This is a genomic window from Peribacillus huizhouensis, from assembly GCF_014138605.1.
Lineage (GTDB): Bacteria > Bacillota > Bacilli > Bacillales > DSM-1321 > Peribacillus > Peribacillus huizhouensis.
Window position 1 is genome coordinate 1 of sequence record NZ_JACJHX010000011.1, and the last position, 13,068, is coordinate 13,068.

Annotated in this window: 10 protein-coding genes, 1 rRNA gene and 1 riboswitch; of the genes, 1 reads left to right on the forward strand and 10 read right to left on the reverse strand. The window is 39.0% G+C overall.

Going from position 1 to position 13,068, the window contains the following annotated elements; translation table 11 throughout:
* A 16S ribosomal RNA gene (locus HNP81_RS15785) occupies positions 1-79 on the reverse strand; the annotation flags it as partial.
* Between the two features lie 684 nt (positions 80-763).
* Positions 764-2,959 (reverse strand): DNA topoisomerase III, encoded by a 2,196-nt coding sequence (locus tag HNP81_RS15790; protein ID WP_182503234.1) that lies wholly within the window; start codon positions 2,957-2,959, stop codon positions 764-766.
* A gap of 392 nt (positions 2,960-3,351) precedes the next feature.
* Between HNP81_RS15790 and HNP81_RS15795 the strand changes: the two genes are divergently transcribed.
* Complete coding sequence (locus HNP81_RS15795; protein ID WP_028393889.1) at positions 3,352-4,914, forward strand: ABC-F family ATP-binding cassette domain-containing protein; 1,563 nt, start codon at positions 3,352-3,354, stop codon at positions 4,912-4,914.
* A 191-nt stretch (positions 4,915-5,105) separates the two neighbouring features.
* On the opposite strand, the gene HNP81_RS15800 is transcribed toward HNP81_RS15795, so the two are convergent.
* From HNP81_RS15800 to HNP81_RS15835, 8 genes are all read right to left on the reverse strand, one after another.
* Positions 5,106-6,053, reverse strand: coding sequence for an ATP-grasp domain-containing protein (locus HNP81_RS15800; RefSeq protein ID WP_182503235.1), 948 nt, complete (start codon positions 6,051-6,053; stop codon positions 5,106-5,108).
* A 29-nt stretch (positions 6,054-6,082) separates the two neighbouring features.
* Positions 6,083-7,132 (reverse strand): LLM class flavin-dependent oxidoreductase, encoded by a 1,050-nt coding sequence (locus HNP81_RS15805; RefSeq protein WP_182503236.1) that lies wholly within the window; start codon positions 7,130-7,132, stop codon positions 6,083-6,085.
* An 89-nt stretch (positions 7,133-7,221) separates the two neighbouring features.
* Positions 7,222-7,328, reverse strand: a riboswitch (SAM riboswitch).
* 237 nt (positions 7,329-7,565) lie between these two features.
* Positions 7,566-8,747, reverse strand: coding sequence for a class I SAM-dependent methyltransferase (locus tag HNP81_RS15810; RefSeq protein ID WP_246399386.1), 1,182 nt, complete (start codon positions 8,745-8,747; stop codon positions 7,566-7,568).
* A 351-nt stretch (positions 8,748-9,098) separates the two neighbouring features.
* Complete coding sequence (locus HNP81_RS15815; protein ID WP_182503237.1) at positions 9,099-9,731, reverse strand: response regulator; 633 nt, start codon at positions 9,729-9,731, stop codon at positions 9,099-9,101.
* Entirely contained in the window at positions 9,724-10,770 is a 1,047-nt protein-coding gene (locus HNP81_RS15820; protein WP_182503238.1) for a sensor histidine kinase, read from the reverse strand. The genes HNP81_RS15815 and HNP81_RS15820 overlap by 8 nt, the downstream gene beginning before the upstream one ends.
* Positions 10,767-11,510, reverse strand: a complete 744-nt coding sequence (liaF, locus tag HNP81_RS15825; RefSeq protein WP_028393883.1) for a cell wall-active antibiotics response protein LiaF — start codon at positions 11,508-11,510, stop codon at positions 10,767-10,769. Before liaF ends, HNP81_RS15820 begins: the two co-directional genes overlap by 4 nt.
* Positions 11,511-11,853: 343 nt before the next feature.
* Positions 11,854-12,501, reverse strand: a complete 648-nt coding sequence (locus tag HNP81_RS15830) for a PspA/IM30 family protein (protein WP_182503239.1) — start codon at positions 12,499-12,501, stop codon at positions 11,854-11,856.
* A gap of 116 nt (positions 12,502-12,617) precedes the next feature.
* A complete protein-coding gene (locus tag HNP81_RS15835) occupies positions 12,618-12,962 on the reverse strand; it encodes a lmo0954 family membrane protein (protein ID WP_028393881.1) in 345 nt (114 codons plus the stop codon).
* Positions 12,963-13,068 lie beyond the last annotated feature (106 nt).

A 13,068-nucleotide genomic window follows, 5' to 3' on the forward strand; every position in this document is an offset into this window, starting at 1 on the left:
TCCCAATCATTCGCTCGACTTGCATGTATTAGGCACGCCGCCAGCGTTCGTCCTGAGCCAGGATCAAACTCTCCAAAAAGTGTTTGACTTGCTCATTGTTTTTATAGTGTGTACTCACTTAAATTAAAACGTTGACGTTTCTGCTTTGTTTAGTTTTCAAAGAACTATTATTTAAGACAGAATAAAATCTTACCATCTTAACATTCATTTTGTCAATCACTTTTTTAAAAATAATTCACTACAATCTCACGTTGTCTTCTGTGGTATTGTCGCTCAAAATGAAGTTGTCTAATTTACTAGAAGCTAGAAGCTCTTAGCAACAAAATCTATAGTACTATTTCTGCTTATTGAAGTCAACAACTATTTTTAAAAAATATTAAGTTATTAATAACGCAAAAAATGTAGTTACTAAACTTCGGAATGATACCTCTTTATCAGGCACTTACTTTTAACACAAAGTGAAAACAAAGTGTCAATCCCTTATTAGACACATGCGTCGACTCCCCTTTGATTCTATATTCTGTTTGGGCACTGTTTGATGGTAGCAACTTCATTTAAGCGTTGGCAAATAGCTTGCCATCTGGCGAGTTACCATGAAATATGTTCATCTAATCAAGATAGTAATATAGATATTATTAACATTACACACAATCACATATGTATAACCCAATAAGACGAATTATATAAAAAAGAACTTCACAAAAAGGTTACCCCTATAGAAGTAGTCATCAAATCAGACAACTTTAGGGATAACCTCAATCATTTATTTATCAAACTTTAACTTAGCTAATGCATCTGCAAGCGCTGTGTTAATAGGTTCCTCTTTTTTATTCTGTTGTTTAAGGTACTTCGAAACGTCATGTTTCGTAGCTTTATGGTTGTTATTTTTCCCTTTTCTTTTTGTAAATGAAGACAGTTTTTCATGATATCCGCATTTGCAGACGAAAGTTTGCGCTTCTCCTTGACCACGCATTTCCATTTTCTTATGACATTGAGGACATCTAGCGTTCGTTGCACGTGATACACCTTTTCGGTGGCCACATTCGCGATCTTGACAGACAAGCATTTTTCCTTTTTTTCCATTCACTTCTAATAAAAGCTTGCCACAATCCGGGCATTTACTACCTGTGATATTATCATGCTTAAATTTCTTATCGCTGCTTTTGATTTCTTGGACAATTTTTTTGGCATAATCTCTCATATCACCAATAAAAGCCTGCTTTGACAGTTTCCCTTTGGCAATGGCTGTCAACTTTTGTTCCCATTGTGCTGTTAACGCCGGGGAACGTAGCTCTTGTGGTGCTAAATTCAGTAGTTGCTTGCCTTTGGATGTAACATAGAGACCTTTTCCTTTTTTCTCAATTAAAAAAGAATTAAACAGTTTTTCAATAATATCCGCTCTTGTAGCAACGGTTCCGATTCCGCCTGTCTCCCCGATTGTCTTGATCAAATCTTTGCTTTCTCCTGACATAAAACGTGCAGGGTTCTCCATTGCTGAAAGAAGTGTCGCTTCATTGAATGGTTCCGGCGGTTTTGTTTCTCCCTGCGTTTGTTTAATAGAAGAAATAGAGAGAGTTTCCCCCTTCTTAATGGATGGCAGCAATTGTTCAGCAAGACCATCGCCCGCTTCCTCATCTTCAAAGTGAGAATCGTATACATCTTTCCACCCGGATTTTAAGACTACTTTTCCTTTAGCCACAAAGTTTTCTCCGCCAATATTCACTTTGATCGTTGTTTGCTCATATTCAAACGGTGGCATTAGGACCGCTAGAAACCTTTTGACAACTAAATCATAGATTTTTGATTCCTTATCGCTTAATTTACCCGGAAGCGGTGTTTGCTCGGTAGGAATGATGGCATGGTGATCAGAAACTTTACTATCATCCACAAAGGATTTATTAGCTTTAATCGGGCTACGCATGATTTTAGCCGCAATTGGGGCGTAAGGTTTGATGCTAACTGCTTGAAGCCGTTCCTTTAACGTATCCACTAAATCTGATGATAAAAAACGCGAATCCGTTCTTGGGTAGGTCAAGACTTTATGACTTTCGTATAATCTTTGCATGATCGACAGTGTCTCTTTTGCTGAGTAACCAAACTTTTTATTCGCATCTCTTTGCAGTTCTGTTAAATCATATAGCTGTGGAGCAAATGATTTTTTATGTGTTTTGTTTACTTCCACCACTTCTGCACTTTTATTTTTCACCACAGCAAGTACATGATCTGCCTTCGCTTTATCAAAGGTGCGAATATCATGGGTCTTACTGTCCTGCCAAACGAGGCGGAGCTTTGGTTCAGCCGTTACAGCCACTCCATAAAATGGCTTTGGCTGAAACTTTTTAATTTCCTCTTCGCGAGCACTAATCATCGCCACGGTCGGCGTCTGCACACGTCCACATGATAATTGGGCATTATGCTTTGTCGTTAATGCCCGGGTCGCATTCATGCCGACAATCCAGTCCGCTTCAGCACGGGCAACAGCCGATGCATATAGATTTTCATACTCCTTCCCATCGCGCAGCTTGTTAAATCCATCTTTAATCGCTTTATCTGTTACAGATGAGATCCAAAGACGCTTAACAGGCTTTTTTACATTAGCTTTTTCTAGAATCCAGCGAGCAACGAGTTCACCCTCACGACCAGCATCAGTTGCAATAACAACATTCTTAACGTCAGGACGGTTCAGTTGAGTTTTGACAATTTGAAATTGTTTACCAGTTTGTTTAATAACAACCAACTTTAAAGTAGACGGGAGCATAGGTAAATCTTCAAGCTTCCACGCTTTGTATTTTTCATCATAGGCTTCAGGATCAGCATGAGTCACTAAATGACCGAGCGCCCATGTCACAATATATTGATCACCTTCAAAGAATCCATTCCCTTTTTTGTGCGCATTTAAGACCTTCGCTATATCTCTTCCGACTGATGGCTTTTCGGCCAACACGACAGTTTTACTCATAAATAACATCCTTTCAAAATTCCATAATAAGAAACGTCCTTGAGGGTCTGCTCCCGACCCGACGATGAAAAGGTTCAGGTTCTCAAACTGTGTCACCTTATGAAGATGGTGGTGCGGAGCTGATTTTGCGGAGCCCCGCCCCTTTTCCACAGAAAAAGCGCAAATTCCCTTAGAAACCCCATACGCTTTCTTATTTTCCATTAAAGCTCATTACGTCTATTATCGCATAAAATAGCTTGAAGGGCGAAACATCGATTTCCTGGGAAATTTGTCGATAACGCATTGTCCTCGAATTCCCATTCAATTCTTCTTGGTGAAGCATAGCAATCTATTAAGGATTTTAGTATGATAAAAAATAGAGTTTTTACTTTTCATTGGAGGTTCCAAAAGAAATGAGTTTACTTTCTATAGATAAATTAGGCCATTCATTCGGTGATCGCACGCTATTCAAGGACGTATCATTTCGATTAATGGCTGGTGAACATATTGGGTTAGTAGGTGCAAACGGCGTCGGAAAATCGACTATGATGAACATCATCACTGGACAGTTGATCCATGACACTGGACGTGTGGAGTGGACACCTGGTACAGAATACGGCTATTTAGATCAACATACCGTTCTTACAAAAGGCAGAACTATGCGCGATGTGTTGCGCGATGCGTATCTTCCTTTATTCGAACAGGAAAAACTATTAAATGAAGTAACAGAAAAAATGGGAACGGCTACGCCCGAGGAATTGGAAGACCTACTCGAACAAATGGGCAAAATTCAAGATAAGCTCGAAGCTGGCGGTTTTTATAATCTAGATATCAAGATTGAAGATGCCGCTCGCGGACTTGGCTTAGATGCAATTGGTCTCGATCGTGACGTTGCTTCCTTAAGCGGAGGTCAACGAACAAAAGTTTTATTAGCTAAACTTTTACTTGAACAACCTGAGGTCCTTTTACTTGATGAGCCAACCAACTACCTTGATGTAGAGCATATTCGCTGGTTAAGCAATTACTTAAAAGAATATCCGCATGCTTTCCTTTTAATTTCCCATGACACCGAATTCATGAACGGTGTAGTGGACGTAATTTTCCATCTAGAATTTTCTAAGTTAACTCGTTATACAGCTACTTATGAAAAATTCCTTGAACTTGCTGAAATTAATAAGAATCAGCATATCAATGCCTATGAAAAACAACAAGATTTTATTAAAAAGCAAGAAGACTTCATCGCAAAAAATAAAGCTCGTTACTCGACATCTGGCCGTGCGAAAAGCCGGCAAAAACAGCTTGAACGAATTGAACGAATTGACCGTCCTGAAACAGCTATGAAACCAACTTTTGATTTCAAGGAATCACGCGGTAGCAGTCGCTTCGTCTTCGAAGGGGAGAATCTCGAAATCGGCTATGACCATCCATTACTTCCAAAACTAACAATGACGGTTGAGCGCGGCGAAAAAATTGCAGTTGTCGGCATGAATGGTGTTGGTAAATCAACTTTATTAAAAACGATTCTCGGCAAAATTGAACCACTTAGCGGAAAACGTATTCTCGGGGACTTCCTATTCCCTTCTTATTTCGAACAAGAAGTGAAAGCCGGAAACACAACGCCAATTGATGAAATTTGGAATGCCTTCCCAGGCTTAGAGCAAGCACAAGTGCGCGGCATTCTAGCACGTGTCGGTTTGAAAAATGAACATATCACCCGTCCTATGAATCAACTAAGTGGTGGAGAACAATCAAAAGTACGCATTTGCAAATTAATGATGAACGAAAGTAATTGGTTAATTTTTGATGAGCCGACAAACCACCTTGATGTTGTAGCTAAGGAAGAATTAAAACGAGCTATGATGGCATATAAAGGTACCATCGTTCTCGTCTGCCACGAACCTGATTTTTATGAAGACTGGGTAACAAAAGTTTGGAACGTTGAAGACTGGATCGATAAAAACGAAGCGCAAGCTTAATGTTTATGCAAAAGACGCTATCCTATAAGTAAGGGTCAGACCCAGCAACTACGACACACAGTTTATAGTGTAAGTAACACTTTAAACTGTGCGGTGAGTGCTAGGTCTGACCCTTTTAATCTAACCTGTGGAATTGGATACAAACAACGAGGCTCTCCTGTAATTTTAAATAGAGTGAGTCCTCATTACGATTATCTAACGGTCTCTGTTGTTTTCAATTGAGCCCCTAAAAACTTCGCCAATTCAAGCATGCCATACTTTCCAGCTGCTTTCTCAGCATCTGAATTGTAATTAGTGTTCGTATTCACATCATATGTAAATATCTCACCTTTTTCATTACGGATAAATTCGATACCAGCAACAGTAATTTGATTCGCCTTCAAAAATTGTTCATATTGTTCAATGATCGGCTCATCAAAACCTTCTACAATTTGGAATTTAGGTTTTTCCTCAACCACTTCACCTACCGGACAGAATAGGTCGCCAATTGCACAAGCATCCGCTGGACAAAGTTCAAATCCTTCAGAAGTGTCTACTCGAACCGCATAGACAAATTTGCCGCCAACAAACTCACAACGTGTAATATATGCTTCTGGAGATTTAATATATTCTTGAATCAAGGTAATGCCATCTACTGGTTCTTCAAATGTCGGGCCATCTAAATATTGCTTTAACCCTTCTATAGAATGGAATAATTGAACACCAAGCCCTTTTCCTGCACGATTATGCTTAGTAATAAATGAAGCACTACCTAGCTTTTCAGCTGCCTTTAGAATGTTATCACTACCAATTGCCGCAATCGTTTTTGGAACAGTTATCCCTTGTTTTCTTAAAGCAGTATACTGATTAATTTTACTTAACTCTAAACGTAATGCACGCGTGCCATTAAATACTGTTCGATCATGTTCTTCTAACCATGATAAGACACCTTCCGTTAATTCCGGAGCATACCGGTGGCCTCTTGTATGAGATGATGCGCTCATCCGGCTATAAAACACTCCTTCCGGCGGAGCTTCTGTCAAGTCCACGAGTCCTTGATCGAGATGCCACTCCTCATATGGCAATTGGAGTTCCTCCAGTCGATTTGTTAAATGGGCGGTCCACTCGCTGTTTTCATGAATAACGTAAATTTTACTCATTTTATCTCCTCCTAAATTCATCTATATCCTTATACTTGAACTTTAGTTCGTTTTTCTTCTACGAGCGGCATTACTTGTTTAGCAAATCGCTCCATTTCTTCAAGCTGAGGAGAGAATTGCAACAATAACAAATCAACGCCCACTGCTTCAAACGCAAGAATTTGATCAGCAATTTGATCAGGTGTCCCAATTAGATTCGGACGCAACCCACGATTCGAAACAGAGTAGTCAAATAACTTAACCTGTTGTTCCAATTGCGACTTACTTACAAAGTCGTTGTATCCAGCATATGAACTTGATTCTTTTACATCCGTAATTCGGGCTAGCTCTTCCTGAGCTTGTTCTTCTGTATCTCGACACACAACGTAAGCAGCCATTCCAAAGGTAGAAAATGGTGATTTTCCTGCTGCTTCTCGTTGCTGCTTCATTCCTTGAATCTTGACAGCAACTTCCTCAACTGTTCCACCGTGCATGACATAAGCATCACATTGATTGACAATAGTCTCTTTGCCACGTACGCTTTCTCCACCTGCATAAAGAATTGGATTCGGGCGCTGTACAGGTTTCGGATGCAAATGGGCATTAGCAATCGAATAATATTTCCCGTCATACGAAAACGTATCTTCTGTCCACAATCCTTTAAGCACTTCAATAAATTCCTCTGTACGCTCATAGCGTTCATCATGGGCTGTAAAAACTCCCCCATACTGACGAGCCTCTTCCTCCCACCACGCAGAAACAACATTCAATGTAAAACGTCCATTTGAGATTTGATCAATATTCGCCGCCATTTTTGCCGTTACTGCCGGATTATGAAAACCAGGACGAACAGCTGTCATAATTTCAATTTTTTCTGTCACAGCGGCAAGGGCAGCTGCCGTTGACCAAGCTTCAAGCGAATCACTTTCCGGGCCTTTAATATCATTTAAGTTAAGTTCAGCGACAAGGGTAGTATCATAGCCCCACTTTTCTGCAGCTTGCGTTACTTTTTTTGCATACTCAAAAGTTGGAGGCATCTTCTCATCTTCTACATTTCGTAGCCATCCGCCGAATATCGGCAACCAATAACCATATTTCATTTCACTATCTCCTCTATGATTAAATTATGGCCCTTCTTCGATAAGACAAAAAAACTTCTCCGATAAGAAGAAGTTTGCGTTTGCATTCCACCTTATCTGCCAGAGCCATTACTCCGCTGGAATTAGCACCGTACTGACAATTGTCAACGGTTGCCGGGCTTCAAAGGGCCAGTCCCTCCACCTCTCTTGATAAGAACATATTAAATTGTAATAATAGTTGGAATAATCTTATATTAAAACTCCAGCGTTAGTCAAGACAAATGTTTTCAAATTTTGACAAACAAAAGAGCACCTATATGAACAGGTGCTCTTTTCGCTAACATTTTTTTCAAAACATATCTAAAAAAGATGCAAAAGTTTTACCAATACACTATTACGCTCTACTGATCTATCCACCATACAAAAGATCAGCTCACCCTAGACTTTAAATGTTTTAATGTTTTTCCACGACAAGAGTATATGTTTTCGGCAACCCGATATCATGCATCTTATGATTTGGCTCTTCTTCAAGTACCTTTATAATGAGCCCAGATTTACCAACTGCAGTGACAAGTTCTCCTATTGTCCATTTTCGCTGTGCGACTTGTAATAGTTTTTCTTGTATCCCATCCGGCATATGTTTGGAAAATGCGACATTATTCAATTCAATCTGAGGATCGAAATAATTGCCCGTTATTTTATGCTTCTTTCCAGATGAAGTAATTAGTTTGGTAGATATCGGGTGAAATTCATGCAAAATAAAGCGACCACCTGGCTTTAAGAGCGTTTGAACAAGCTCCATTAACGGTGCTAAATCAATTAGATAATGTAAAACACCAAGCTCCATCAGTACTAGATCATAATCAGCATCACCCATAGCCAATGATAGAACATCAGAAATAATATAATCCACCGACACATGCGCAGCTTCAGCCAACTCCTTAGCAAAGGTTGCATTTTCCCGTGAGAAATCAACTACCTTAACCTCAGCCCCGAGAGCAGCCATTGCCACAGCCTTCACCCCATTCGAGCCCATCAGATGCATCACTTTCTTCTCACAAAGATTACCCATATACCGGTAAAACGGCTGAAGACGCCATTTCGGATTATGAAGGATTTTCGATGCGAGCTGTTCAGGCTCTCCGTAACGATTCACTAAGGCGACATAATTATTCTGATTCCACGCTGCTTCATTTTCTTCAGTTAAACCTTGCTGGATCGCCGCTAAATAGTCATGAATATGCTCAGAGTACATTGCCATTTTCTCATCATAAAAATAACTATAAAGGGATTGGCACCAAATTTCTATTCCTCTAACAGCTACCGAAATTCGATACGGGTCGGTTTTTATCGTAGTATTAAAACAACAAGCCACTGTAATGAGCTGATCGTCCACACTAAATTGAAATGACGCTCGCTCTGGCGTCTTTATAAGGTGAGATGGTGAATAATCCCCAAATAACTGATAAGCTTCATTAAACAAATCCCATTGTACGTCGACCGTAATTTCGACTGGTTCTTTTATTGCTACGCCTTGAATTAATAAAGCCACTTCATAAGTAAATTGATAGGGAATATTCTCACCGTCTAATAAACGACCTACTCCAATTACAGTTTGTATGTTTCCTGATTTCATAAATCCTCCAAACTTCCGATAAAATTAAACTTCTATCAGAGTGATATCTTTCATCTTTCGTTGCTCATTAGTTAACCAAACATTCTTTTACAGAGAAAACGTTCATGAGCGTCTGCTCTAAGGCTCTACGATGGAAAAGGTTCAAATTCTAGAATTGTATAACCTAACGAAGGTGGTGGTGCAAAGCTGATCCTGCGAAGCCCCGCCCCTTTTCCACAGAGAAAAAAGAGGCCCAACTTATGATAATCTGATTAGTGTATTTCCTCATGTCACCTAAACAGATTCTCTTTTAGTTGTAGCCTAAAAAGCAGACTTCTATAAGCAGGTACTTAACGCCTGACTCCTTTTGTCTTACTCCACCAAAGAATGCTTAAATGCATAAATAACTGCCTGTGTACGGTCTTGAACATCAAGCTTACTTAAAATGCTACTCACATGCACTTTGGCTGTTTTTAAAGCAATAAATAGTTCATCTGCAATTTCCTGATTTGTTTTTCCCTGTGCCATTAAAAGTAGGATTTCCATTTCTCGATTGGTCAATGATTCATGGGCAGCTGATTCTGGTTTCTTCCTCATCTTCGCCATCATTTTACCGGTAACTTCTGGTTCAAGCACAGTTTGACCATGAAATGTAGAACGCACAGCGTTAGCGATTTCACTCGCTTTTGAAGTTTTCAGCATATAACTTGTTGCTCCCGCTTCTAAAGCAGGATATACTTTCTCATCATCCAAAAAGCTCGTCACGATAATAATTTTCGCCTCTGGCCATTGTTCAATAATTAATCTGGTTGCTTCAATTCCGTCCATTTCCTTCATAACCAGGTCCATCAAGATGATATCAGGTCGCAATTCAAGCGCCATTTTCACACCCGCTGCTCCATCATCCGCTTCGCCAATTACTTGAATATCTGACTGCGCCGACAAATAGGCTGAAACACCAATTCGAACCATTTCATGATCATCTACAAAAATAACATTAATCACCTTGCTCACCTCCCGCACTTAGCATCGGTATTTTCACTTCAAGTCTTGTTCCTTTATTTAAAAGGCTAATGATCTTTAGTGTTCCACCTACTTCAACCGCCCGTTCATACATATTGTTCATGCCATATGAGCCAGCTTTATTCGTTTCTACGTCAAAACCAACCCCATCATCAACAATCCGCAAAATTAACAAACCATCTCGTTCGATCAATAAAACTTCCAGCGAATTCGCCTTTGCATGGCGTAATGTATTAGAAACAGACTCTTGAAGAATTCGAAAAAGATGGTCTTCTATCCCTTTCTTTAATGGAATAGGCTCAAGCTTCCACTTTACCTTCATAGGGACTTTTTGTGATAATTCCACAAGCAATTCCTCGATCCCTTCTTGTAAAGATTTATTATGAAGAGGTACAGGCCGCAAATGTAACAACAACGCCCTCATCTCAAGTTGTGATTGATGAATCATACCCTCAACCATCTTAAGCTGTTTAGCACTACTAGTATCTTCATCACCGGTTGACTCAGTAATTGCCGACATAAGCATCGAAGTGGCGAAAAGTTGTTGGCTGACAGAATCATGTAGTTCCCGCGCTAATCGATTTCTTTCTCTTACAACCATCTCCTGAATTCTTTTCTCTTGATCTTCTGCTTTATCATTTGCCAACTTCTGTGATAATTTAATTTGTTCAGAGACTTGATGATGTACCTGGACAATTTGTTTCGATATCGTCGTTAATTCCAAAACAGAGTAGTTTTCATTGCTGGATGGTGGTCGTCCTTGTTCTACGAGATAGAGTTCATCACTAATCTCTTTTAGCTGCCTCTTCCAAGACAAACCTGCTACGATGCCACATCCAATTCCAATTAGAACAATCAAGCTAATGTAAAACAAGATAAATGGCAGATCCATCACTTTTGTTTCCCACAACAGCCCCCAGTTGTTCAACGGAAATGAAAAAAAGAGACCACCTGTTAACACAAGGCCAATCAAAAATGCTAAACCCATAGAAGCTGCAATTTGCCGCGTTACGATATTCATACTCGCTTCACCTCGATATCGCCCACTACAACTGAAGTGATGAGATGAATTCTTTGATCCGCCGCATCAAACTCTTTCGTTTGATAAGAAAGAATTTGATTGTATACCTTCGTTTCTTGTTTTTGAAAAATGGCTGCTCTTCCCGCAATGACAGAATGATGAATCCTGACTTCAGTATCATATGGGATAAGTACTTGCAAATTACCTACAAAGCTTTGAATGGAAATAACCACTTCACCTTTCGGGAGAATGGTGTGACTTAAATCAATAACCGTATCGCCAATCCCGCGTTGTATATTAATATTGTTCCATTCATACACATCATCTGTTGTCTTCTGATGGCCCATCAGTTTATTTTCAAACAAATACTCTTTTTTCAATAATGGCTCTGACTCTATCTGTTCCTTTTTTTGTTCTGGCTCTATTAAATATGGTTTAACCCACTCTGGATTTTTCTTCGACTGAAAGTAAACAAGCAAAATATAAACGAAAATAGCAAAAACGAAAAACTTAAAAATCATCATATTTAACACAATAATGATCGAACTGACAATCCCAATTAAATATAAGATTTTCCCTAAAGACCGTGGCGATAATTTTCTACCGATATACAGACAACCAATTGATAAAGCAAGCGAGTAGATAAGCCCTCCATCAAAGAAGACAATTTCAGATATAAGAAGGATGATACCAATGAGAAATAGCCAGCCTAAGTATTCTGTTTTCAGTTGTTTAAACATAGGGAACTCCTCCGTTAGCTGTCTCGTTCAATTCTATTAATTTGCTGTCATCCGCCACCTATATAGGAGATGAAGGTTTTTCAACAATTTAAGATAGAACGAATGAGGGAGTCTCATAAAGGTCTAACCTCACTCTCTAAATCAGTACATAGTGTTTCATACATGTATCTTATACTGTCTTTAGAAGTTATCGGGTCTGACTCTTCACTTGGGACACCCTCATTTAGAATACCATGAGTTTTATATGAAGGAAAAGGGGACATAGTTTTGTTCACTTAAAGCGTGCAATTAATTAAAGTTACATTACCTATTCCTTCTCTATATTTGATGGTATTAAATATTTTTATGATATCGATTGTGTATCTTTATTTTTCAGATCCTTTTCCAACTGAATAATCTTTGCGTCAATTGTGTTGCGGTGATAGGATGAGTTAATCCCGTGTTCAAGCCGGTCCAAATAGCTTTCCATTTCTTCAAATTTAGCAATCGGCTTATTCGAATAAACAGTCGTATCTAAAACTGTATTAATACGGTGATGTGCACGTGCTATGTTTTCACGCCCCATTAACTCCATTCGTTTTATGCTCATATCTTTTAGTTTATGCTTCATTTCACGATACTTTTGTTCAAGCTCGCTTAATTGCTTTTCATTTTCTTGAAGTGCCTCTTTAAGGCGTACAGCCCGCTCTGCATATTGTTGACTTTCTATATCCGCAAAGTTTTGCAACTCACTTTCTCCTGCTTGCTCAGCAATCCCCGCTTGATGCTTTCGTTTTTCCGCAAGATCAGTCGCTTCTTGAAGCTCTTTTTGAAATTCATTTTTTAATAGATATTGGCGTTCTACCATTTTACGTACTTTTTCAGTTTCAGCCTCACATTGGCGTAGGTACTGATTTAATAAAGCAATCGGGTTCTTTTCTTCTTTTTTATCTAACATTTCATGAAAATCTGCAGAAATTGTTTGCTTAATTCTTGAGAATAAGTTAGTCATATAAATTCCTCCTAATAGTCGGGCGGTTCTCGACCACCTTGTTATTCATAGGTAAGCTAGGCAAGTTGAACGTATTTCACTTTTTACCTTTGCGAATGATGTCATACCTATTTATCTTATTTGTTTAAATCTGCCCATTGCTTTTCAAAATTTGTAAATGGATCATTACTTTCTTCGATGATCGTTTCTTTTGATTTATTCCATTTGCGGTACACAACATAGAGAATATATGCTGCAATAAGTCCTAACACTGAAGGGAAACTTGAGATAGCAAAGCTCAAGGCAATTAACAGGACGATCACCCAAGCAATTTTTGCAACTACCGATTCTGTGCTTAGTAATTGTTTGAAACTGTAATACAGAATCCCTAAAGAGATGACTAAACCGATAAGTGGTCCAACATTTGCGAGCAAAATAAGCGCTGCAATTGCCCCCACTATAAATAATCCGAACTTTTTCATTTCGTTTTCCTCCTTTCGTCATTTCGTATTTCTAGCATATCTAGTTTTGACATTTCCCATAACGAGCTAGAGGTATATTTTCAAGTACGTCTTAAGGCGTATATTT